Annotated in this window: 21 protein-coding genes; 9 read left to right on the top strand and 12 right to left on the bottom strand. The window is 44.0% G+C overall.

The annotated features are described in order from the left end of the window. Nucleotides 1-55: 55 nt before the first annotated feature. Nucleotides 56-406 carry a bleomycin resistance protein gene (locus ACFPIK_RS04205; protein ID WP_377912536.1) on the top strand — a complete coding sequence of 117 codons (351 nt, stop codon included), beginning with the start codon at nt 56-58 and terminating at the stop codon, nt 404-406. A 2-nt stretch (nt 407-408) separates the two neighbouring features. Here ACFPIK_RS04205 and ACFPIK_RS04200 read toward each other — a convergent pair whose 3' ends face one another. The 3 genes from ACFPIK_RS04200 to ACFPIK_RS04190 all read right to left on the bottom strand — a co-directional run bounded on the left by ACFPIK_RS04200 (nt 409) and on the right by ACFPIK_RS04190 (nt 3,927). Then, on the bottom strand, nt 409-1,122 hold the full coding sequence (locus tag ACFPIK_RS04200; protein ID WP_377912534.1) for a head GIN domain-containing protein: 714 nt from the start codon (nt 1,120-1,122) through the stop codon (nt 409-411). 314 nt (nt 1,123-1,436) lie between these two features. After that, nucleotides 1,437-2,072, bottom strand: a complete 636-nt coding sequence (locus tag ACFPIK_RS04195) for a response regulator (RefSeq protein ID WP_377912532.1) — start codon at nt 2,070-2,072, stop codon at nt 1,437-1,439. Then, the gene (locus tag ACFPIK_RS04190; RefSeq protein WP_377912530.1) at nt 2,065-3,927 is read right to left on the bottom strand and encodes a sensor histidine kinase; all 1,863 of its coding nucleotides are present in this window, start codon (nt 3,925-3,927) and stop codon (nt 2,065-2,067) included. Before ACFPIK_RS04190 ends, ACFPIK_RS04195 begins: the two co-directional genes overlap by 8 nt. A gap of 293 nt (nt 3,928-4,220) precedes the next feature. On the opposite strand from ACFPIK_RS04190, the gene ACFPIK_RS04185 reads away from it, so the two are divergent. Beyond that, nucleotides 4,221-5,222, top strand: coding sequence for a hypothetical protein (locus ACFPIK_RS04185; RefSeq protein WP_377912528.1), 1,002 nt, complete (start codon nt 4,221-4,223; stop codon nt 5,220-5,222). A 115-nt stretch (nt 5,223-5,337) separates the two neighbouring features. On the opposite strand, the gene ACFPIK_RS04180 is transcribed toward ACFPIK_RS04185, so the two are convergent. Together ACFPIK_RS04180 and ACFPIK_RS04175 are read right to left on the bottom strand one after the other, a co-directional pair. Continuing rightward, nucleotides 5,338-6,018 (bottom strand): hypothetical protein, encoded by a 681-nt coding sequence (locus ACFPIK_RS04180; RefSeq protein WP_377912526.1) that lies wholly within the window; start codon nt 6,016-6,018, stop codon nt 5,338-5,340. A gap of 74 nt (nt 6,019-6,092) precedes the next feature. Next, nucleotides 6,093-6,668 (bottom strand): Crp/Fnr family transcriptional regulator, encoded by a 576-nt coding sequence (locus tag ACFPIK_RS04175; RefSeq protein ID WP_377912524.1) that lies wholly within the window; start codon nt 6,666-6,668, stop codon nt 6,093-6,095. Between the two features lie 216 nt (nt 6,669-6,884). On the opposite strand from ACFPIK_RS04175, the gene ACFPIK_RS04170 reads away from it, so the two are divergent. The 4 genes from ACFPIK_RS04170 to ACFPIK_RS04155 all read left to right on the top strand — a co-directional run bounded on the left by ACFPIK_RS04170 (nt 6,885) and on the right by ACFPIK_RS04155 (nt 11,763). Next, nucleotides 6,885-7,982: an alpha/beta fold hydrolase gene (locus ACFPIK_RS04170; RefSeq protein ID WP_377912522.1), complete on the top strand. Its 1,098-nt coding sequence runs from the start codon at nt 6,885-6,887 to the stop codon at nt 7,980-7,982. A gap of 287 nt (nt 7,983-8,269) precedes the next feature. Next, nucleotides 8,270-9,175, top strand: coding sequence for a hypothetical protein (locus ACFPIK_RS04165; RefSeq protein ID WP_377912520.1), 906 nt, complete (start codon nt 8,270-8,272; stop codon nt 9,173-9,175). A gap of 206 nt (nt 9,176-9,381) precedes the next feature. Further along, nucleotides 9,382-9,939, top strand: coding sequence for a CIA30 family protein (locus ACFPIK_RS04160; RefSeq protein ID WP_377912518.1), 558 nt, complete (start codon nt 9,382-9,384; stop codon nt 9,937-9,939). 168 nt (nt 9,940-10,107) lie between these two features. After that, complete coding sequence (locus ACFPIK_RS04155) at nt 10,108-11,763, top strand: amidase (protein ID WP_377912516.1); 1,656 nt, start codon at nt 10,108-10,110, stop codon at nt 11,761-11,763. Between the two features lie 343 nt (nt 11,764-12,106). Here ACFPIK_RS04155 and ACFPIK_RS04150 read toward each other — a convergent pair whose 3' ends face one another. Further along, entirely contained in the window at nt 12,107-13,417 is a 1,311-nt protein-coding gene (locus ACFPIK_RS04150) for an APC family permease (RefSeq protein WP_377912514.1), read from the bottom strand. A 56-nt stretch (nt 13,418-13,473) separates the two neighbouring features. On the opposite strand from ACFPIK_RS04150, the gene ACFPIK_RS04145 reads away from it, so the two are divergent. Then, complete coding sequence (locus ACFPIK_RS04145; RefSeq protein WP_377912512.1) at nt 13,474-14,562, top strand: aromatic ring-hydroxylating oxygenase subunit alpha; 1,089 nt, start codon at nt 13,474-13,476, stop codon at nt 14,560-14,562. A 39-nt stretch (nt 14,563-14,601) separates the two neighbouring features. Here ACFPIK_RS04145 and ACFPIK_RS04140 read toward each other — a convergent pair whose 3' ends face one another. Further along, nucleotides 14,602-15,561 carry a succinylglutamate desuccinylase/aspartoacylase family protein gene (locus ACFPIK_RS04140; protein ID WP_377912510.1) on the bottom strand — a complete coding sequence of 320 codons (960 nt, stop codon included), beginning with the start codon at nt 15,559-15,561 and terminating at the stop codon, nt 14,602-14,604. A 226-nt stretch (nt 15,562-15,787) separates the two neighbouring features. Between ACFPIK_RS04140 and ACFPIK_RS04135 the strand changes: the two genes are divergently transcribed. Next, complete coding sequence (locus ACFPIK_RS04135) at nt 15,788-16,702, top strand: ceramidase domain-containing protein (protein ID WP_377912508.1); 915 nt, start codon at nt 15,788-15,790, stop codon at nt 16,700-16,702. Between the two features lie 26 nt (nt 16,703-16,728). Here the strand turns inward: ACFPIK_RS04135 and ACFPIK_RS04130 are convergent, their stop codons facing one another. Beyond that, on the bottom strand, nt 16,729-17,292 hold the full coding sequence (locus tag ACFPIK_RS04130; RefSeq protein WP_377912506.1) for a hypothetical protein: 564 nt from the start codon (nt 17,290-17,292) through the stop codon (nt 16,729-16,731). A gap of 226 nt (nt 17,293-17,518) precedes the next feature. On the opposite strand from ACFPIK_RS04130, the gene ACFPIK_RS04125 reads away from it, so the two are divergent. Continuing rightward, entirely contained in the window at nt 17,519-18,292 is a 774-nt protein-coding gene (locus ACFPIK_RS04125) for an HNH endonuclease (RefSeq protein WP_377912504.1), read from the top strand. Between the two features lie 3 nt (nt 18,293-18,295). Here the strand turns inward: ACFPIK_RS04125 and ACFPIK_RS04120 are convergent, their stop codons facing one another. From ACFPIK_RS04120 to tnpA, 4 genes are all read right to left on the bottom strand, one after another. Then, a complete protein-coding gene (locus ACFPIK_RS04120; protein WP_377912502.1) occupies nt 18,296-18,799 on the bottom strand; it encodes a hypothetical protein in 504 nt (167 codons plus the stop codon). A gap of 285 nt (nt 18,800-19,084) precedes the next feature. After that, nucleotides 19,085-19,903 (bottom strand): ORF6N domain-containing protein, encoded by an 819-nt coding sequence (locus ACFPIK_RS04115; protein WP_377912500.1) that lies wholly within the window; start codon nt 19,901-19,903, stop codon nt 19,085-19,087. 240 nt (nt 19,904-20,143) lie between these two features. Next, nucleotides 20,144-20,779 (bottom strand): KilA-N domain-containing protein, encoded by a 636-nt coding sequence (locus ACFPIK_RS04110; RefSeq protein ID WP_465251611.1) that lies wholly within the window; start codon nt 20,777-20,779, stop codon nt 20,144-20,146. A gap of 655 nt (nt 20,780-21,434) precedes the next feature. After that, on the bottom strand, nt 21,435-21,872 hold the full coding sequence (tnpA, locus tag ACFPIK_RS04105) for an IS200/IS605 family transposase (RefSeq protein ID WP_377912498.1): 438 nt from the start codon (nt 21,870-21,872) through the stop codon (nt 21,435-21,437). Between the last annotated feature and the right edge of the window lie 176 nt (nt 21,873-22,048).

Raw genomic sequence — 22,048 nt, 5'->3', positions numbered from 1 at the left:
TTTTGAAAGGGTAGGTTTTGTTGTACTTTTCAAAACACCAAGTTGAAAATTACCCATGAAAGTCATTCCACGCCTGCCTGCCAGGGATCTTGATCAGACCCGTGAGTTCTTTGAAAAACACCTATTGTTTTCTACTCAAAGTCGGTATCCGGATTACTTGGTCATGAAAAAAGCAGAGGTAGAGCTCCACTTTTTTCATTTTCCTGATCTGGATCCGTTGAGCAACTATGCGATGATTTACCTTCGAATGGTTGAGGGTATCGATTCCTTATATGAGGATTTTCTCCAGCGAGAGGTACCGATTCACCCCAATGGTTCCTTGGAAAACAAGCCTTGGGGAATGAGAGAATTTGCCATTTTGGATCCCAATCACACGCTACTGACTTTTGGTCAGTTGTTGGATTGAGTTTATTCTTTTGCTTCCACCTTTCCGATTCCGGATATCTCTTTCTTGATCACCTTTGGGTTGCCACTGTAAGTTACTTTTCCGATTCCTTCGACCACCATGGAGAGATTGCCTTCGCAGTGCACATCCATTTTACCGATGCCGGAGCTTTTTACCTCCATTTCTTGAGCGATCAACTGTGAGGCGTCGATATTTCCTATCCCTTCATTTTGAAGAGTCACTTTAGTGGATTTACCTCTGAGAGTCATCTTTCCCACCATATTGAGATCAGCATCCAAATTTTCTGTTTGGAAATCCATCTCAATGTTGCCGACACCTTCGCCAAGGATCTTCACTCTATCCACGATGAAGGTTCCGGTGGTTTGAATATTGCCTACTCCGTCAAACTGGAATTCTTCCAAATTGGAGATGGCGAGGTTAACTTTTAGCTCTTTTTTGTCAAAAAAACCGGTGTTGAATTCTTCCATTTCCAGGATCAACAAATCTCCCTCTTGAGTGATTTTGAGTTTTTCAGCAAGTTCCGGACTTCCATCTATGGTAAGACTTTCCTGGTCGGATTGGGTAAGCTGTAGGTTGAAAACGCCATTGATCTGGAGTCTGGAAACCCCTTCTATATTTTTTTCTTCACTGAATCGGTTGTCGGAACCATTTTCATTCGGGCGGCAAGAGATCAAAGCTAGGCCTGCAAATAGGTAAAGGAAAAATCCTGATTTCATGGTGAGTTGAGTTTTGTTTACAAAATATAAAGTAGAAATATCCGTGCTAATTTTGAAAGTGCAAGATATTCAAGGCTTTAATATTTTGAATTCCTTCAGATTGTATCAAAGTGTACAACAGTGTCCGATTTTGGCTCAAGTGATCGATCTCAGTTTTTTCAAAAAAAAATAAATAAAGTGACCTTGTTTGACTAGGAAAGAGCCAACCAGCTGTTAAACGCCATAGATAAAACTATTCTTTAATTGGAGGTAGTTTTGGAATTGATGAAGTCCTGATGTGAAATTTGGAATGACCTAGTGTCAATGAATTTTCACTATTCTGAAAACTTCAGGTTTTCGATAAAGGCCACTAATTGGGCTGAGTTTTTCAATCCCAATTTTTGGATCAGGTTTCTTCGGTGTGTATTGACCGTCAGGTCACTCAGGAAAAGTTTTTCAGCAATTTCTACCGAGGTAAATCCTTCGGCTATCAGATTGGCAATCTGTTTTTCACGCTTGCTGAGAATGTTTAGCTTGGATTGAGACCTGTTTACCTTGGGATTGATTTCAGTTACAGCAGGAAAAGTCGGGATTCCTTCCATCACATTTTTTAAGGCATCCAAAAGTTCTTTCTTACTGATTGACTTGGGAAGGAAGCCTACTGCACCCTCATTTCGGCACTTAGTAATGACCTCTGGATTGGTTTCCATGGTTAATAAGATCACTTTACTGGTAGGACAGGCTTCGCGAAGCTGTCGGATAGATTCTATTCCTTTGGAATCCGGCAAAAAATAGTCTAGTAGAATGATGTCGGGTTGATGGTGGATAGCAATTTTCAACCCTTCTTGAAAATTCTCCGCATGAATCAATTCTTCAATGAAGGTCTCCTGGCCAAGGAGTGAATAGATTCCTTGGGCAAAAAGTAAATGATCGTCAATGTGGACTAGTCTTAATTCGCTGAAATTAAACATGCAAAGGGATGCTAATAGTTAGGGTGGTGCCTGTAGAATTCGTTTCTAGCTCGAGCGTCCCTCTGAGGTAATCCACTCGATCACGGATATTCTTCAATCCAATACCCTTGGAGTTGGATAAAAGTTCGAAACCCTTGCCATTATCCTCAGCAATCAATTCGATTTTACCGTCTTGTTCTGAAATGCTGAGCAGTGCTTCACTTGCTTGGGAATGTTTCACGATATTTTGCAAGAGCTCATTAGAGATTCGATACAGGATTAATTGAAGCGATTTGGGTAGAGGTGTAGTTATATGGAAATAGAAATTGAAGTTGATGCCATATTTCTGTGAAAGTAAATCCAACTGGAGTTTCAACACTTTTTCCAGTCCGTTTTCTTCCAAATAATGAGGAGTGAGGTTGTGACTGAGTGATCGTGCTTCTTGGATGCTTTGTTGAATGAGCTGCTTGAACTCTTCCATAGGGCCTTTTGGATATTGATCAGAGATGGTTTCCGTTTTGATGTACAAGCTCGCGAGCATGCCTCCGATGCTGTCATGCAAATCTCTTCCAAGTCTTTGCCTTTCGTCCTCCTGCATCTGGATCAACTGGTCCGCAACCTGCTTTTCCTTTTCCAAAATGGCAATTGTCAATTTTTCTTTCTCCTTTTTGAATAAAGAGGCTTTTCGAGCAAAAGCCGCCGTAATCATACCCGTCTCCACCATCAGGCCAAAAGCACTTCCAAAATCCACCAGTTGGTGAGGAAGACCCAATGGAAGGATCTTTTGGTTGAGCTGGAGGATGATACCAAAAAGTACCAAAAAGGCAATTCCCAAAAAGTAATATCCGGCCAAAGGAACCTTTGCTCTCCATTGCAAAAAGGGATAATACAACACCAATGCACTAGAAAAAAGGGAGACGACCAAGGTGAATTGGAGCAGGTTGATTTTCGCTTCCGGGTTGCCCAATACGTCTGGCTCGAGAAAAATGGAAAGAATAAGGCACAACTGGATGATCAGGATTGCCCAGATCAATTTGGCGGTCATTTTTCCTGTAGTCTTTGGAGGAAAAAACAGGACCACCAAAAGAAGGATCAAGACATTGGTCAGGAGGTTGAAAAAGGGCCTTGCTTTACTTACCCATACAATCTGCTCAGGCCATAAGTATTGGAAAGTCAAGCCCCAATGAGTAGCCAGCCAAAGGGAAATAGTTAATACATACGCCGCATAGACTGCTCCACTCCAAGATTTTAGTTCGGTGGAAAAGAAAATTGCAAAAATGAAAACGATGGCCATCCATCCCAAAAACAAGCCAATGACTAATGTATCGATGGTTTTTCGTTTGTAGAAACTTTGAAAATCCATCACCTCGGGTTCGATATGGAAAGTTTCGCCCACCTTATCCAAGAGCATTAGGTAATGTTTGGTGCTGTTTGAAGGGATTTTCAATGGAATGATCAAGTCCCGATCTGGAAAGGGCCGCTTTTCAAAAGGAAAAAAATCTCCCAATTCTATGGAAAGAAGGTTCGACTCATTTTCGAAAACCTTGATTTTGTTGATATGAGGGTTGTTCGGTAGGAAGAGTAGCTGTTGAACTGAATCCGTAGGATTGGTCACGGTGAGCCCTAGCCACCATTGGCTGCTAGTTATTCCGGGATTAAACTGGGTTAGCTCTTGCTTTAGGGTGTCGGCAATAGCCCATGCTTCTTTGGCAGAATAGTTCTCGTTTGAAAAAACGCTGAACCGAGGACTTTGATCATCCAGTTTAGCGCAAGAACCCATCACTAGCGGCAATAAAGCAAGAGATGCCGGTACAAATACCTTGTTAGGAGCTGCAAAACAGAATTTGAGACAAATCCTTAAATAGTAAGAAAGCAATTCGAAATGGGTTGGGTGAATCTGATTCCAATATATAAACTGTATCGTTTTTTAAGTGAACAGTCAAAAAATTACCTAAAAATAGGTATAGGACACTGGAGTGAATTGAGCCGATTATTGTGATATGATTGACTTTGGAGCTTTAGTCTTCTCAAAAAGCACCCTTTACTTTACTTAAAATCCACATGTTTCTATTTGAAAATTTCACCTTAGATCTGCCAAAAAAATCAAAATATTTTTTCGCGAAAAGTCTATTTATCCTGTTTAGTCTACTTCCTTTAACTGGATGTGAGTTGTTAAAAAGTGAAGTCAAAGAGTATCTTTTTCAATTCAACTCGGCAGACGGTTCATTGGAGCAAATAATTGCAGACGGCTATTTGCTGATAGATGGAGTCAGAGCAGATCTAAGCACAGGCAATATTCAAGAACTTTCTGTGTCGGAAGAATTCATTTTCCTAACCATGACGGTTGGTGGAGATACCTATTATTTGAAGGTTCCTTCTCAAAACAAGAGTTTTGATCTAATCGAAGATTACCTCGACGATGCGATGACGATGGTAAGCAACATTTACACGCCCGTCAGTGGGATAGGTGGTTTGAATAACTTTACCGTAAAAGCTACAGATACTTACGAAGGGACAGGAAGCTTTAATTTGACAGCAGTAGGCGAATTTAAAGCGTCCAATTCTAGTCAAATCAAGCAATTGGTGTATGAATTTGAAATTGATTTCGACACCAAGCGAACCGGTGGAATTTCAGGCGGCGGAGGGAGCAGTGGTGGTGGATCCACAGGCGGAGGCTCAGGTTCTACTTCTTGCGTCAATTCCATCGATGCCAAAAATTTGGTCAGTTACTGGCCTCAAATTAAATCCGGTGCGGCCACAGGCACGGGAAAGCGAGTAGCTGGGAATACCATTTTTTCGGATTATAAAGCCTCTGACGTAGCCTTAGTTTTGGATGGATCTGCAGGTGGCACTCGATATGTCATCCAGATCATGCTGACTGGATCCAATCTCGTGGCTAATAAAACGCTTGAATTTAGAAATGCCGGTACGGGAACTGGATTGACGAGTACAGGTGCTGTCGGTCGACTGATTGCATTCAATGGAACCGTGAATGATGACTGGAGAACCAATCGGGATTTTGGTAAAAATAAGAACATGGGTACGTTAAAGATCCTCACGGTGTCACCAAAAATCACAGGAACTTACAGCTTTCAGGCTTCAGGAGATGGATATCCTTCCCTCAATAATCAGTTTGTCAATGTAAGCGGAAGCTTTTGCATCGATCCCTGAGTTCAATTTTTCATTCTAGATATTTGACTCAATCGCCGTATTTCTTTTGGGTTAAAAACCAAAAACCTGCCAAATTTCAATTTTTTGGCAGGTTTTTCCTTTTGCTGACTTTTGGTCAAAATTCCCATCGGGTGAATACCCCGTAGTTGTCTCTGGCGATTTTGGCTGGGCCATACTGATCAAAGTTGGCACCCAGACCAAAGCCCATTGGACCCTTTTTCAACCCTGCTCTCAAGTAAAGAAAGCTTCTGTTGTGCTGCGATTCGGCTAAGGAATAATTATACACGACCTGTAGCCTGGAATAAAAAGACCAGGTCTCATTGAGCTGTGGCTTGTATTCGTAGAGTCCAAAAAGCTTCATGTCTTTGGATTCGCCCAGCTGGTAGTTGAGCACGGAGATAGCCAGCCATTTTTTGCTGGCATATCCATGGGTCAATCCCAAGGTGGTTCCGAAGCCAGCCACCGAGTTGGCTTCCGCTCCTGCTGCCAAGGAGAAACCCTTTTTGCCTAATGCATAATTGACCTGAAATGGAATCACCATGGAATCTCCGATGCGCTTTTCTTTGGCATAATTCTCAGAAAAAACCGCTATGGTCAAGAGACTGAATTTGCTTTGAGGGGCAAAATTCCGTTTGAAAACCAGCTGAAAATCCAATCGCTCATGGCCAAACATCAATTCCACAGGGGTAGGTGGAGTAGGAGGTCCTTGCGCTTTTACTGGTTGTGAAAATAAGCCCAGAAGGCTGAAAACAGGCAGAAGAAAGCAAATGGTACGGTTTGTAAATATTGGGCTCATTGGTTTGGGAGATAATACCTCAAAAGTAGTACAGCAAGCTTTATCGAAACTTGCTCTAGGGCAAGACTTTCCGCCTACAATTGTGCCTTGAGCCGACTCAAGGTGTAGGGCGTAATGCCCAGATAGGAGGCAATCATCCGACTGGGAATTCCAGTCAAAATCATAGGATACTGCTCCAAGAGCCAGCGTAAGCGATCCAAAGCAGCCATTCCCTGTAAGTCATAAATCCGCTTTTGAGACGTGATGTAGGCATTTTCAAGGATGTTTCGATAGATCTTATTGATCGCTGGATTGCTATCTACCAAGTCAAAAAAGTCCTTTTTGGAGATCTTAAGCACCTCCAATGGCTCGATGGCTTGGAGATTTTCTATGGAGGGCGATCCCTCGATCAGGCTGGTGAGGTTGGTGCCAAACTTATTCTCAAAAGCGAAGTAACGGGTCAGTTCCATGCCCTCTGCATTCACCTGAAACATTCGGAAACTTCCCTTAGTGACAAAATAATTGTGCTGACACACTTCACCTTCCCGGAGGAGGTACTGGTTGGTTTTGTAGGAGCATGGCTGAAAGCATGCCGCGATCGGTTCAAATTCCTGTTCGGAAAGACCTGTCCTCGCATGCATGTAGCGGTAAAGCAAATCCAATGGGCTCATGGTCAATTTTGGGTATTGGGTTCAAGATACTCAATATTTGTTCGGAACAGGGAAATCCTGCGCATCGCCTGCCCATAAGCGTCAACACATCCTCTTCAAATCCATGTCCCGGGATAAGGCTTACAGGCTTTTGCCTAAATGACAGGCTATCCCATCGATCTTATTTTTAAAAATGGATTGTCTTCGATTTATTTGAAATTCAAGACAGATCTCCCTATGAAGACTCTTTTTGTTTTCCTCTTTTCACTAGCAAGCATTCAGCTCGCAGCTCAAACCAATCACAGTTCCGCAAACGAAGTCCAATCTCTCTTGGGAGAATTGAGGGAGATTCACACGCCTCAAGGAATTGATATCCTGGATCAAATTGTCCTCAATGGCGCCAAACAGTGGATCAGCATACGGGGAAGAGATAAGGCAAATCCGGTATTGTTGATTCTCCATGGTGGTCCAGCCAGTCCCTTATTGCCAGTGAGTTGGGCATTCCAGACCCCTTGGGAGGAGTTTTTCACGGTAGTCCATTGGGATCAACGAGGAGCCGGCAAAAACTGGGTGTCTTCAGATACTACCTTGTTGGCAGAGCAGCTGAGTTTCCAGACTCTTATCCAGGATGCTTACCTCCTTGTGGACCACCTCAGGGAGCGATTGGATAAAGAAAAGATCTTCCTCATGGGCTACTCTTATGGTTCTTCCTTGGGCGTTCGCATGGCTTCCCGGATTCCTCAAAAGCTCCATGCCTACCTTGGTGTAGGGCAGATGTCCCCCGGAAGTCCTGAAAAAGTGATTTATGATACGGTAATCCAATTGGCTGAATCGTCAGGAAATCAAAATGCTATTGATGAATTGAAATCTCTTGCGCCTTACCCCAATCCTGATGGTTCGACTCCGATCCGAAAAATGCTTGCCGTGCGTAAATGGTCCCGAGTATTTAATGGGGGTTGGTATGGCAAGCCGGATATGAATCTGTATTTTGACTTGCCTTTGCTCTCTCCGGACTACAGCAAAGCAGAAGTGGAAAGTCTGGAGCAGAGTACTTCTTGGATTACCCGGAAACTCCTGCCTCGGGGAGCTCAGGCACCTTTTCCAACCGAACTTCAACTTCCCGTTATTTTAATGATGGGGCGGCATGATCTTCACACCCCGTTTTCTTCGGCTGCTGCCTATTTTGAAACCATCCAAGCTCCACAAAAAAAGCTGATTTCCTTTGATTACAGTGGACATATGCCTTTTCTGGAAGAGCAAGGAAAGTTTTTATTAGAGTTGGTGCAGACTGTGCGACCGTATGCAGATCAACTGTCCCATGAAGGGGGCAAATGAGCCTTCTCTATGAATATCCGAAAGCTTACCCCTAAGTAGGTCATCGGTTCTAAAGATTGCGGATATTCGTCCACTGACCACAACACCTCTAATCGTACTTCAAACCTTTTCTCAGTTGGGTACTCGTAGAAAAGCGGATAATCATAAAATACAAAATAGGTTTTCTAAGGTTTGTGAAAAGTTTTGGCAAATTAGGATACCGATAACTGAATCCACCGCAAGGATAGTAATCTTTAAGAAACGTCCCTTTCCTAACCAATCACGGATTTCTATTTCTCCAAAACCAAATGCCTGAACCCATTGACTCTCACCATCAGCCAACGATCCTATCGATCAAGGAGCGATTGAAGCTTGATCAACTCCCCAACTGGGTTCATTGGACGGGTTTAGGAGGGACATTTATCGTCTTGTTGCTTTCTCTTTTGGTTTTCCTGATGTTCAAAAATCAACCCGTTTGGGCGGATTGGCTGCCCGCTGAGGAGTTTCTACATCCGGAATACGGAGAGCGGATCTATCCCGACAGCGTTTTTCGCACTCGGATCAATACCTGGTCAAATATCTTCTATGTCTGCTTCGGGTTTTACGTGATTGGGTTGGCTGTTTATGACTGGAAGCGAACCTGGACGCTGGAGCGAGGGTACTTGTGTTTCGCACCAATCCAAACCTTTCTGTTTGGATTAGCGGGGATTTACCTCGGGTTGGGCAGTGGATTTTTCCATGCTTCCCTGACCCGTTATGGACAGCAATGCGATGTAGGCGGGATGTACGCCACACTGCTTTGCCTGGCAGGTCTGGCCTTGGGCAGTTGGCTGCCAAAGCTCCGGATACCCAGAACCCGACGAACTCTGTTTAGTTGGCCGCTATTGTCTGTGGTTGTGGTTTTTGCTTCCATCTACTTTACTTATTACAAATGGGAATATTCCTTTTCTGAAGTGTCTGGCTACCTCAGTGGCCTGCTCTTTGTCTTTGCAGGGGTAAGTGCGTTTACGCCGGGTAAATACCTCCAAATCCGCTGGTTTGTGGCAGGAATCCTGGCGTTGGTGCTGGGTTCCTATATCCGGGATTTGGATATCGCAGATCGGTTTACTGGGCCGGATTCCCTTATTCAAGGTCATGCCATCTGGCATCTGTTGACTTGCCTGATGTACGTGTGTTTGTTTTTTTACTTCAGGTCAGAGGAAAGAGAGGGGTAAAAGTGGTGGGTGAGATTGGCTTGGGATGCCTTTTTTCTCCTGAGAAATTGAGGACATCTAAGAAGGAAAACTTCTCAAGCTCCTAAACACCTTTGCGGTGGCAAGGCAGGGTGGGTCATCGGCAGAAAGCCAACTAGTAAAAAAGAGTACTTCCCTATTTTTCCCTGACTTTGAAACAATCCCACACCCAAAGCCCTTTAGGTTACATGTGGACTGTTATTCTTGGCTTGTTTTTATACGCTCAACTCAACTCAGTTACGATGAAGGAACCCTTGATTTTTGATTTTGGAGAAGGAAAAAACTTCGGTCGCTGGTCCATCATCAATGACGGAGTGATGGGTGGGATGTCTCAGTCTCAAGCCAAACTGGACCAAGATGCATTACTCTTTACTGGGGTGGTATCGCTGCGAAATAACGGTGGATTTGTCTCGCTCCGAGGTCCATTGGGCGATTACGACCTTTCGGAATATCGCTTTTGCGAGATCCGATACAAATCAGACACCGATCGGAAGTTTGAGATTTTGATCGAAAAAGACACCCCCTTTTACCTTCCCAAGTTTCGGGCAAAGTTCGGTTCCAAAACCCAAAATTGGGTCACGCTCACCATTCCCTTGAAAGATCTTGAAATCAGCAGAATGGGAGTTACCATCAGCCAGGGGATCGATCCCAACCAACTCAAAGACATCCAACGGATAGGATTTATACTAGCAGACAAGCAGGAGGGAAGCTTTCAGCTATGGATCGATTACCTCAAGTTTTATTGATTAGGTAATCAGATTTTTCAGGTTCCTATTCCTCCAGATTTACCCCTCCCTTGACCTTCCATTTTTCCGGTCAGCACGATTACCTTGCTGCATTTTTTGATTTTCCCTTATCTTACTCATCGAACCCATTTTGGTGAATCTTTCTTTCCTTGATCAACTCCACCACCTGTGAAACCATCCGTTTTCTTCGCGCTGCTCGCTTTTGCTTTGGGCTTATTTTCCTGCAAAACCAACGAAGCTGGCTTTACCAAAAAAGACATCCGACACAGCCAAAAACTGATCGGTTTGGAGTTTGAAAGTGAGCGAATTGACGTGGTATACAACTACCTCAAGGAGAATAAATCAGGGTATGACAGCCTTCGTGCCTATCCTGTTCCTTACGAGACCTTACCTGCAGTCCAGTTTGATCCACGACCCATGGGATTTCAGTTTCCTGAGAAAAAAGAGAATCCCCCATTTCAGATCTCGGATGAGGTAAGTCTGCCTGCTGATCTTCAGGAGGTCGCTTTTTACACGATTCCGCAGTTGGCTTCGCTGATCAAAAACCGCAAAATCACTTCTGAGGCCTTGACCCGGCTCTACCTGGATCGGATCAAGCGCTACGACAGCCAACTCCAAAGCGTGATCACGCTGACGGAAGACCTGGCCCTCAAACAGGCACAGCGGGCAGATCAGGAGCTCGCCGCGGGCAAGTACCGGGGCATCCTGCATGGGATTCCCTATGGCGTGAAGGACCTCTTGGCTGTTCCCGGATATCCGACCACCTGGGGCGCTGCGCCGTATTCCACCCAAGTAATTGATGCCACGGCCTATGTGGTCAGACGCTTGGAAGAGGAGGGAGCCGTGCTGCTAGGCAAGCTCGTTTCGGGTGAACTGGCAAGGGGTGATGTCTGGTTTGGGGGCAAAACCAAAAATCCATGGGACCTCACCCAGGGTGCGAGTGGTTCCTCTGCCGGTTCCGGTGCAGCCACCTCCGCGGGTTTGGTAGCCTTTGCCATCGGTACGGAGACCCTCGGCTCCATCACGGCACCCGCCTCTAGATCAGGAGTCACAGGCTTGCGCCCCACCTACGGCCGAATCAGCCGACAGGGGGCCATGAGCCTCAGCTGGTCTATGGACAAAATCGGCCCACTTGCCCGATCTGCCGAGGATTGCGAGATCGTCTTCAGCCTGCTTTATGGCAAAGATCCCCAGGACCCGAGTACCAATGAGGCCCCTTTCAATCGGGTGAGCAAATCACCTGCTGAAATGAAGGTCGCCTACCTGAAAAAAGATATCGAATCCGACACGACTGAGTCAGGTGCTAACCTCAAAGCTACCTTGGAAGTATTGAAAACGATGGGAGTGGAGCCAGCCCCAATCGAATTGCCTGCCAATTTTCCCTATGACGTCTTTGACATCATCCTCCGAGCCGAGGCGGGTGCATTTTTTGAAGAATTGGTACGGAGTGGGGAAGTAGATCTGCTCACCGAGCAAGAGGAAGCGTCACGCGCTAATTCCCTCCGCCAATCGCGGTTTATTCCTGCGGTGGAATACCTGCAAGCTAACCGGCAGCGAGCACTCCTGATCGAAGCCATGCATGCATTATTTAAAGAATACGAGGTCATCATTGCTCCTTCGAACCGGGGCAGACAGCTCCTCATCACCAACCTGACCGGGCATCCGGCCGTGAGTGTGCCCAATGGATTTGACCAAAAGGGTAGACCTACCAGCTTTACCCTGTTGGGCAATCTGTATGATGAGGGAAGCATTTTGGCTTTTGCTAGAGCGTATCAGTTAGCTACAGACTTTGACAAAAAGCACCCGCCCTTGTTTGAAAAGTAAAAAGATTTATCGGCACAAAGGCTCTAATTCGCTAAGTAGAATTACCACATAGGGATTTACCTAGTACGAATTACGAGATCCTCCTTAGCGTCAACCCACACCCAACATCCGTCATCATACATCCCACATCGGTCATTTCAATTACGAAGTACGATTTACGAATTACGAGATCCTCCTTAGCGTCAACCCACAATCCACAATCCACATCGGTCACCCCACTTCCGTCTTCGGTCTTCCCACATCGGTCATCCGACATCGGTCACCCCACTTCCGTCTTCCGTCTTCCGTCTTCGGTCTTCCGTCTCCTGTCTTCCCTCATCGGTCATCCGACATCCGACATCGGTCACCCCTCATCCCTTCCCCTCTTACTCAACCAAAAAACGGGAATCCCAAAAAGCAAGGCCAGCACTCCCAAAAGTACCGAATCCCATCCAGCGCCAAAAAAGATCCAAGCCGTAAAGCCTAATCCCAGCAGACTAACTACCATGGATTTCCAATCCCGTTTAAATCCCAATTGGCCGGTGTAGGAAAAATAGGCAAAAGCCATTACTGCTCCGAAATAGAAAGCCAATGAGGTGGTTGTGGTCAGCAAAACCATAAATTCATACAAGCCACTGAAGCCTTTACTTTGATTGAAAAGCAATAAAATCGTAATCATCACACTGGAGACCACCACGCCTACACTCGGAGCACCTGAATGATTTTTGTAAGCCAAAGCCTTGGGAAGCAAGCCGTCCTTGGCCATGGAGTAGGGGATTTGCCCTTGGAGTAGAATCCAACCATTGAGCGCCCCAAAACTGGCTATGCAGGTTCCGGCTGCCACCAAATAGCCCGCATTGATTCCGAAAATTAGATTCGCTGCATCACTGAAAGGTGCCTGACTTTGTGCTACTTCCCCGGGAGACAGCACTCCAAAGAGGGAAAAAGAGCTGAACAGGTATAGAAATATCACCAAACCCACCCCGATTTTGGTGCCTTTGGAGATGGTCTTTTCAGGTTGCTTGATGTTTCCTGCCGGAATAGTAGCAGCCTCGATTCCCATAAAAGCATAAAAGCAAAGTACCGAGGAAGTGGTAATCGCCTGAATGGAAGATTCCTCGGAGGTATTGAATGGGAAAAAATTATCCAGATCGATAAAGATGATTCCTCCAAAAGCGACCACCAGAATGGGAAGAACTTTCAAGAGGGTGGTGACTACCTGCAGATGGCCGGAAGATCGGATGGAAAGGCTGTTGAGCAAGGAGAGCCCCCAAATTGCCGAGAGTGAAACCGTGACTGAAAACCAAGGTGAATGGCTGACTTTAGGGAAAAAGACCCCAAAATACCCCGAAAAGGTGAGGGCAATTGCCGCATTGGTACTCCACATAGACAGCCAAAATCCCCATGCGACCACAAAAGCAGGGAGTTCTCCAAAAGCGGCTTTGGTGTACGCATAGGGACCACCCGTCTCAGGGATAACTTTGCTTAAAGCGCTCATCAGTTGGGCCAAAATCCACGCCCCGATAGCAGCAACCAGCCAACCTAAGAGGCTGATTCCTCCAAATTGTGCCAAAACCGAAGGAAGTGTGAATATCCCCGAACCGATCATACCCCCCGCCACCAAGGAAATGACGGTGACCAAGCCTAGAGATCGCGTATTTTCAGTAGGGTTCAAAGACGGGATTGGGTTTAAAAAGAGTAATTTAGCAGGCCATCAAGATAGAAAGATAATTGCAACCCTTCTTCATTCATCCAGACATTACGCAGGCTGAGACCTTGCCTTCTTCTTTTTACCGTTCTCAGGAGGTTTTTGACCTGTTGATCGAAAAAGTCTTCGCCAAAACCTGGCAATATGCAGGAGACGTGACCAAAGTATCACTGCCTCAGCAGGTCCATCCTTTTTCCTTCCTGGAGTTTGGCTTGGAGGAACCCATGCTGCTCACTAATTCTGAGGGGCAGCTCTCTTGCGTTTCCAATGTCTGCACCCACCGTGGTAATATTCTCTGTCACGCTCCGGGCAAGTCCCGGCAGATTACCTGCGCCTACCATGGCAGGAGATTTGACCTGAAGGGCGAGTTTCAGCATATGCCGCAGTTTAAGGAGGCACAAAACTTCCCGAGAAAAGCCGATGACCTTACCCGATTCCCTCTGCTTCAGTGGGGACCGTGGCTGTTTACAGCCTTGAATGAAGAGATGGATTTTCAGGCCGTCTTGGATGCGATGAACCGCAAAGTGGGTTTCCTGCCCTTGGAGCAGTTTCGGGAGGACAAAAGCCGTAACAAAGATTACCTGGTCAATACCCATTGGGCACTCTACTGCGACAATTACCTGGAGGGATTTCACATTCCCTTTGTCCATGACAGCCTCAATGCTGTCCTCGATTATGGCAAGTACGAGACCATCCTCTACCCAAATGCCAACCTGCAAGTCGGGCATTCCTCGGGCGGGGAGCATGTTTTTGATCTTCCCAGTGATCACGAGGACTACGGCAAGCAGATCAGCGCCTACTACTTTTGGCTTTTTCCCAACATGATGTTCAACTTTTACCCTTGGGGTTGCTCGATCAATATCGTCAAGCCCATTGCAATCAACCGCACCAAGGTAAGTTTTCTGACCTATGTGTACGACGAAAGCAAGCTCGATACGGGAGCAGGGGCTGCCTTGGACAAAGTGGAGCGGGAAGATGAGTTTGTCGTCGAGGGTGTGTTTCGCGGGATGAGTTCACGAGTCTATCAGACAGGCCGATTTTCTCCACAGATGGAAAAAGGCGTGCACCATTTTCATGGGCTTTTGGCTGAAGCTTTGGGAAAGACGGAGTAAAATCCGCCTTTACTTTATGAGAAATGGGATCCCATCAATTTACTTGGCAGATACCCCAATCGCGCAAAGCGGATCTTGCGTCAGGATAGCGAGTGAAGTCACCAAATAGAGGACGATACCATCTGAATCTGACAGGTACTCCGCTTTCACCGTGCCGAAGAAATCCCGTATTTCTCCCAGTTTCTGGCCTTTTTTCACCACCTCATCCAATGCGACCGAGGGATACCAGCATCCATCAGCCGTGGCAGTAGTGACCAGCATTTTCTCCAAAAACTCCACCTCATACTGCACGGGCTCTCCCGGTAGTACAGCCAACCCGCGCAGCACATTCACCACGGCAGTCTTGTACTGATCGACCTCGCCCTGATTCCAGCGGCCGCACTGGCCAAGTTCTGCTAAAAAGCCCGGTGTGCCCACGGTGGCAGCAGCACCTATGGAACCGTTGTCTGAGACTGAGCCTACCACATAGGGAAAGCCGAGCAGGGCAGAAGCAAGGCGCGACTGTTCCGCCACTTCGGGACCACCCAGATTGGAATAAATCACAAAAGGAACCAACGCCTCGTGGATATCGCCCCCATGGAGATCGAGGAAAAAATCTGCCGCCTGCTGAAACTGATTCACTTGATAGGCAATCCGCTCGCTTACGGTACCCGTGGCTTTGCCGGGGAAAACCCGGTTTAGATTTTTCCCATCATAGGGCCCATAGTATTGCATTCGGGCCAAAAAGGCGGCTGGATTGACGGGATGAATGATCAGAATCATTCCTGACACGGTTGCAGGGTCTAAGTCATTGGCCAATTGAATGGCCGTTTCGATGCAGGGGTACTCGCCCCCATGGACACCGCCGGTAAGCAAAATGGCTTTACCAGGCGACGCTCCATGAATAAAGGTAAAGGGCATCTCTACGGGAGTGCCGGGTACTGAAATAAACCCTCTGGTCTTGGAGCTGGCAAGTGAAGTGCTGCCTGGGGCAAAATGGGACTGGATTAACTCGATCATATCAGTGGCATTTCTTAAGCTAGGAAAGTACAAAAAGATGTGATTCCTCAAAGACCGATCAGCAAAAAGACAGGTTTGTAATCCTTCAAATCCAAAAATGATTGTTCTAATCTCTCAGCTGATTCTTTTCCAAATCCGAGGTGTTGTTATTTTGCGCACCTAAACCAACTAAACACATTAAAATCTAACTTGAACCCAAAGTTTTCAGACCAAACCCAAGACCGCTATGCCTCAATCTCTTGATTCCATCGAACAGCGCCTTCGACTCGGGCCGGCGGCCAGATTGAAGCTAGACCAATTGCCGCGCTGGGTCCACGGACTAGCACTCGGAGGGACAGGGATCGTCCTGTTGATCGCTGTGGTCATTTTTCTGACACTTCGGCAACAGGCAGTATGGGCGGATTGGGTGCCGGCGGAGGAGTTTCTCCGGCCTGAATATGGTGAGCGGATCTATCCTGACAGCGTCTTCCGCACTCGGATGAACACCTGGTCCAACATCGTCTATGTATGTTTGGGCTTCTATGCAGTGGCGCTTTCGATCTATGATTGGAAGCGAAAATGGTCACTCGAGCGAGGCTACCTGACGAGTACACCCGTGCAGACCTTTCTGTTTGGAATAGCAGGGATTTACCTAGGGCTGGGAAGCGGGTTTTTTCATGCTTCTCTGACCCGCTATGGACAGCAGTGCGACGTGGGCGCCATGTATGCAACCCTGATTTGTCTTGCAGGCTTGGCTATTGGGAGTTGGCTGCCGCAATTGCGCCTGCCCAAAACCCACCGAATTCTCCCGAGTTGGCCCGTGCTGTCAATGGCTGCGGTCCTTGGTTCGGTGTATTTCAGCTATTACAAGTGGGACTATTCCTTTGCCGAGATCTCGGGCTACCTCAGCGGTTTACTGATTCTATTTGCAGGGGTGAGTACGTTCACGCCGGGTCGGTACTTGCAGCTTCGCTGGTTTGTAGCAGGAGTGCTTGCCTTGATACTGGGGTCTTGGATTCGGGATTTGGATATTGCCGACCGCTTTACCGGTCCAGACTCCCTCTTCCAAGGCCATGCGGTCTGGCATGTGCTGACCTGTGGGATGTACGTGTGTTGGTTTTTTTACTTTCGGTCGGAGGAAAGGGCGGGAATAGGTCAGTAAGGTTTGAAGCCAACTTTCGATCAGCACTAAAGGCCTTTTTTGATCTTGTTTAAAAATACCCGTGCATCTCGTTGATCAGTAGCCGCTTCCTCCGTTAGTTCCCAAGATTCAAATTCGTGGTAGTCGTGGTCAAGTTCTGAGTCGTAATGGTGGAAATGAAGCTTAGGTAAATTCCAATTTTTGGGTACAAAAAACTCCTCTGAGATCAGCTTTTCTTGAATCAGTTTGGTTGCTTTTTCAATAGATAGCCTATTCAGATTTGAAAAAATTACTGACCCAAACCGCTTATAATTTCCTGCATCTCGGTAACGATAATTCAGTTTGATATTAAGCTCGGTTGACAATTCTCCAAGACCAAATCCTTCTAAGAACTTGTCTAATTCCTGTTCGGACAAAAAAGAAATCTTAGGTTCAATTCCTTGCTCAAAAAAGGCAATTAGACTCAAAAGCGATTCAAAAAAGCGAAAATGAGTTCCTTCGTAATTGTAGATATAGATCAATTTTGATTTCTTTTGATTGATTAGCGTTAGGATTTCAATCGATCGGGAAGGAGTTATGTATTCTGTGGAGAGGGGAAGGATTTTGTTCATTTCAAGAGTTTTGATTATTCTTGATTACTGATCTTTTAAGATATGGAAAACGAATTGGATACCTTTTTAATGAGTGACCAAACAGTTACTTGCCCTAATTGTGGCGCTAGAACTGATTTTCAGGAAGTTTTCGAAGATGAAGCTAAAGTTGTGGTTCAGATTCACCAATGTTTTGACGAGAAGTGTCAGTATAAATTTGAGGTTACAGAATTTTGAATTTTTGATAATGAAAAAAGGTCAAAAACTTTGGACTAGAGAAGAATTAATCCTTGCAATTAATCTCTATTGGAAAATGGAGTTTGGAAAAATCCATGAACGAAATCCGGAGATTCAAAAATTTGCAAATTTCATTGGGAGAACTCCTGGCTCGGTTGTATTTAAACTTGGAAACTTTGGAAGTTTTGATCCAAGCCTTCAAGAAAGAGGAATTGGAGGACTTAAAAACACTTCAAAGCTTGATAAGGAGATTTGGAATGAGTTTTTCGGAAATTTAGAAGACCTGAGTTTTGAAAGTGAAAAGCTTAGGGCTCAATTTGAAAACAAGACGGTTGAGGAATTGAATGAAATTGATTTATCCGAATTACCTAAAGAAGGACTTGTAAGGGAGCAACTAGTGAAAACTCGAGTAAATCAAAATTTCTTTAGAAGAGCAATTTTGGCTTCTTATAAAAACACATGCTGTATTACTGGTATTAACCATCCAAGTTTACTAGTTGCTGGTCACATAATTCCATGGAGTCTCGATGAGAAAAACCGAATGAATCCAAGGAATGGATTGTGTTTAAACTCACTTCATGATCGAGCTTTTGAACTAGGACTAATAACAGTGACTACAGATTACAAGATTTTAGTATCATCCAAAATTGTTGATACGATGAGTAAAGAAACTTTTGAGAATTATTTTGAAAAACATCATAATAAGGAAATAATTTTACCAAATCGGTATTTGCCTGATCCTGATTTTTTAGTGTACCACAATGAAATTAAGTATTTGAAATAGGAGTTATAATATTCTCTCAGGAATAATTATATCAATTTCTTCTTCATCATTTTCTCTTATCATTATTTCCATTCCTTCAATATTAAAATCATTCCAAATATAGTATTTTAGGAAATCTTTCATTTCGCTTGTTATTAGATCCAAATTAATTCCAAATTTCACCAAATCAGCATCTTTAACAGTCACATTATCTAAATCAACAAAACAAAATGCTCTAAGAAAGTCAATTGGAGCATCATATTTCAAAAGTATTGATCTATTTTCATCAACATAATCAGATCTACCTATTTGGAAGTATAACTGCTTTGAATAACCAAAATGTAAATAATTAGATCCTTCCATGATTTTTAGTCCATCATTTTTAATTGATTCATAGCTTAAAATATCTGTGGCATGAAATAGCGGTATGGTATTCCCATATTGTAATTCTAAGGCTTTAAAAAACCCTTCATCTTCAAGAGAATTGAACATTAAAGAATTTAATTCATTTTTAATTTTTGGATTCATATAAATCTTTTATTCATATCTTAAATTATTACATCAGATGAGATTTGCGCCTCACCAAAGAAGTCATTTGAGTGATCGCGAGTTGTTTGAGGAGGAGTAAGCGATCGGGTTGATTTAATTGCACAGGTTGTGGCAAATTCCTTTACTATCTGGCAATCAAGCTTATCTGCAGGTGGAAGAAAAAGCTGTTGACCTATCCCAGTTTAGAAAGGAAGTGAGTCTATTAAACTTTTCACTGACTTTTTTTCCAATCTTGAGAAAGCGAACCATGATTCGACAAGCTCATCACAGGTTTTTACCCAAATCCTTTAAAGAAGCACCGAGATGGTAGATTTCTTCCTGATCAATGATCAAAAACCGATCATGGCTTTTTTCAAATACTTTGGCTTCAAATCCTCCATATTGTTCATTGGCCTTTAGAATATCCAAGTCGATTTGTTTGGAGATGGTTTTGGTAAACAAAATGGTTTTGACTCCTTGATTCTTCTTTGATAGGTGAGTTAAGGTAGTTTCATTGATGTAATTGTCAATCAAGATAATGCTAGACTTAGCAGATCGAATGATGCGGGATGTCAACTCGTACGCGTCAAATACCTCTCCTTCAAAAAATACACCTTGATTAGGGATATGCTCCTTGCTTTCCAAGGCCTTAAATATTCTGTCAAATTTTTGGTCGGTTTCCAGTTGTTTGAGTTCAACCTTTTCCAATCTTTTGAACAGAAGTTGATTTTCGGTAGTAATTTTTCGAAGGGCAACAAATGTCTTTATGATTTGGATACTTACACGAATTGCAGTTTCGCTCCTCAAGACCGCTGATAACATGGCTACACCTTGCTCGGTGAAAGCAAAGGGATTGGAAGTGGAGTGTTTGAGTTTATTAAACCGGTCACAATTTGTGACCAGTTCATTTTTTTCTTCCTCAGAAAGTTGGAATCTGAAAGAATCCGGAAATCTTTCCAAATTTCTTTTTACAGCTTGGTTCAGAACTTTGGTGTCTACACAATAAACTTCACCCAAATCCCTGTCAATCATTACTTGTTGGCCTCTTATGGTAAAAATTCGATTTTCTATTTCCTCTTGGGAGATCATTGAGCTTGGTGTCATAAGGGAAAAATGAGGTTTAAAAGTGCGGTTAGAAGCTCAAAATAAAGCTTTTTGATTAAAAATTCAATCTTCCAAATTCCTTCTGTGCCTAATCAAAGAAGTCATTTGAGTGATCGCGAGTTGGTTGATGTGGAGTAAGCGCTCGGGTTGGGAGTAACCTTGATGAATCAGTAGGGCATTAGTGCTTTCCATATTTGACAAGACCACGAGTTGCTCAATAGTAGCATAGTCTCGGATGTTTCATGATTTTTCAGGATTCTGATCTCTCCACTGTTTGGCTGTTTTTCCAAACAAGGCTATATTCAGTACATCGGCTTCATTGGCATAGATGATAGCTACTTGAGTTTTGGAGATTGCAGAAGGGATTAGATTTTCTTTGATCGCATCGGTATGGATATGATAGTTGACTTTGGCTAGGGTTCGGTGGAAGTTCCATTCTAGCTTGAGTCGGTTGTTTTCGTCTTCTTTGAGTCGTTTATATTCTTTAATCAGGTAAATTTTAAAACCAGGACTAATCCACATGCCAAATTCAAAGGCAATATCTATATGTGCATAAGTGCCTCCATATCGCCCTGCAGTTGCTTTTAATCCAATAGCTTTTGTTTTTTCAACCCACTCTTTAACACTGATTTTAAAGCTGTTTAATCCAGCTTGACTTTTAATTGTGGCGAATTCGCCATAATTAAAATCTGGGTTGTTTACTGACTCCCAAATTCCCAAAAACTCTAAAGTATTTCTGTTCCTTAACCAATCGGAGATGAAGAATTGCCCATCCTTAGCCTTTAGCATGTCAGTTAGTGAAATAAATTCACCAGATTTTTCAATTAGAAGGGTTATCACTGTACCCTGAACCGATATTTTCTTTCCTTTTGCCATAAAAGTGTATTTGGTGTAAAAAGTTGATTACGAGTTAAATATAAGAGTTGAGCCTCAAGGCTAAAAGAAACAAAGAAGCCAACTTGTAGAGTGCTAAAGGCTAAACCACGAACAACGAATTCAGAACTTAAATTAGGTAGTAGATTGCTTCGTCGACGTGCTTCCTCCTCGCAAAGTCGTTACGCCAACTCCCTCAAATCCACCGGACCTACTCTTGACACGCCCGCCTCAATCATCGTGACTCCATACATGATATCCGTGCTGGTCATAGTCCGCTTGTTGTGCGTCACGATGATAAACTGGCTCTCGGAGCCGCTTCGATTGTGCTTGTGGCTTTGCTAAAATAAGGCTGATTTTCGGTTTTCAACTTCTTAATTCAGTCAAATTATTTCGGTGACGAACCAAAGAAGTCATTTGAGTGATCGCGAGTTGGTTGATGCGAAATAGGCTTATGGGATTTAATTGGGCTAAAGCCCAGAGGGAATGGGAATCCAAATTTTGGAATGGCCTAAAGGCACATTCCTATTCAATAATGGTCGAAACATCATAATTATTGATAGAGCAGAAAATTTGATTTGTCTCTTGAATTGATTTGCCTCCTGCTTCAGCTGGAGGCATTGAAATGGATGAAAAATCATTCTGGGCTTTAGCCCAATCAACCCTTCAATTTCTGAAAGCCATATTTGGATATAAATTCTTCATATTCTTCATTAAAAGTCTTTTTCAGATGATGCTCTTCTTGTTTTTTAATATAGTCTCGAACCCTATCTATCTGAGATTCTGATACAGAAACAGCAAAATATTCATCCTGCCATTCGAATTTCTCAGAGGTCAAACCATTTTTATTGATCCAAAAAGAAGACTCACCTTTTAGAAGCTGGACTGTCTTTTCGATGGTTTGATCCACTCCTAGAGAAATCAAACAATGGCAATGATCTGAGTATCCATTGATGAAATCCACGAAAATTTCTTTTTTCTGTGCGTTTTCACGGATATGATTCCAGACAGTTAATCTGAGTTCTTTCGAATTCAAATGTGGTACCCTGTTTTTGGTGCTCCAGACGAGGTGGATGTAAATTTTTACGAATGGCATACTTGAAAAATTGAAGATGAAGAATTTGGGATAAAGCCCGATTAAATACGATTATGATTCAAATGGAATGGCCTAAAGGCCATGTCTATTCACCATTCCAATTCAAAAATCCTATCGAACAATACGAATGGTTGAATTGCCTCCTGCTTCAGCTGGAGGCAACATGGATTCAAACA

Origin of the sequence: Algoriphagus aquatilis (assembly GCF_042657405.1) — a bacterium.
GTDB lineage: Bacteria > Bacteroidota > Bacteroidia > Cytophagales > Cyclobacteriaceae > Algoriphagus > Algoriphagus aquatilis.
Note: the sequence above shows the minus strand (reverse complement) of the source record. Positions and strands in the feature narration are given on the sequence as shown.

What these genes read in the sequence shown, in the direction of transcription:
- ACFPIK_RS04120 (WP_377912502.1), bottom strand. Translation starts at nt 18,799, where the DNA reads ATGAATCCAAAAATTAAAAATGAATTAAATTCTTTAATGTTCAATTCT.
- ACFPIK_RS04160 (WP_377912518.1), top strand. Translation starts at nt 9,382, where the DNA reads ATGTGGACTGTTATTCTTGGCTTGTTTTTATACGCTCAACTCAACTCA.
- ACFPIK_RS04205 (WP_377912536.1), top strand. Translation starts at nt 56, where the DNA reads ATGAAAGTCATTCCACGCCTGCCTGCCAGGGATCTTGATCAGACCCGT.
- ACFPIK_RS04115 (WP_377912500.1), bottom strand. Translation starts at nt 19,903, where the DNA reads ATGACACCAAGCTCAATGATCTCCCAAGAGGAAATAGAAAATCGAATT.
- ACFPIK_RS04135 (WP_377912508.1), top strand. Translation starts at nt 15,788, where the DNA reads ATGCCTCAATCTCTTGATTCCATCGAACAGCGCCTTCGACTCGGGCCG.
- ACFPIK_RS04130 (WP_377912506.1), bottom strand. Translation starts at nt 17,292, where the DNA reads ATGAACAAAATCCTTCCCCTCTCCACAGAATACATAACTCCTTCCCGA.
- ACFPIK_RS04125 (WP_377912504.1), top strand. Translation starts at nt 17,519, where the DNA reads ATGAAAAAAGGTCAAAAACTTTGGACTAGAGAAGAATTAATCCTTGCA.
- ACFPIK_RS04200 (WP_377912534.1), bottom strand. Translation starts at nt 1,122, where the DNA reads ATGAAATCAGGATTTTTCCTTTACCTATTTGCAGGCCTAGCTTTGATC.
- ACFPIK_RS04175 (WP_377912524.1), bottom strand. Translation starts at nt 6,668, where the DNA reads ATGAGCCCATTGGATTTGCTTTACCGCTACATGCATGCGAGGACAGGT.
- tnpA (WP_377912498.1), bottom strand. Translation starts at nt 21,872, where the DNA reads ATGCCATTCGTAAAAATTTACATCCACCTCGTCTGGAGCACCAAAAAC.
- ACFPIK_RS04180 (WP_377912526.1), bottom strand. Translation starts at nt 6,018, where the DNA reads ATGAGCCCAATATTTACAAACCGTACCATTTGCTTTCTTCTGCCTGTT.
- ACFPIK_RS04170 (WP_377912522.1), top strand. Translation starts at nt 6,885, where the DNA reads ATGAAGACTCTTTTTGTTTTCCTCTTTTCACTAGCAAGCATTCAGCTC.
- ACFPIK_RS04140 (WP_377912510.1), bottom strand. Translation starts at nt 15,561, where the DNA reads ATGATCGAGTTAATCCAGTCCCATTTTGCCCCAGGCAGCACTTCACTT.
- ACFPIK_RS04195 (WP_377912532.1), bottom strand. Translation starts at nt 2,072, where the DNA reads ATGTTTAATTTCAGCGAATTAAGACTAGTCCACATTGACGATCATTTA.
- ACFPIK_RS04110 (WP_465251611.1), bottom strand. Translation starts at nt 20,779, where the DNA reads ATGGCAAAAGGAAAGAAAATATCGGTTCAGGGTACAGTGATAACCCTT.
- ACFPIK_RS04165 (WP_377912520.1), top strand. Translation starts at nt 8,270, where the DNA reads ATGCCTGAACCCATTGACTCTCACCATCAGCCAACGATCCTATCGATC.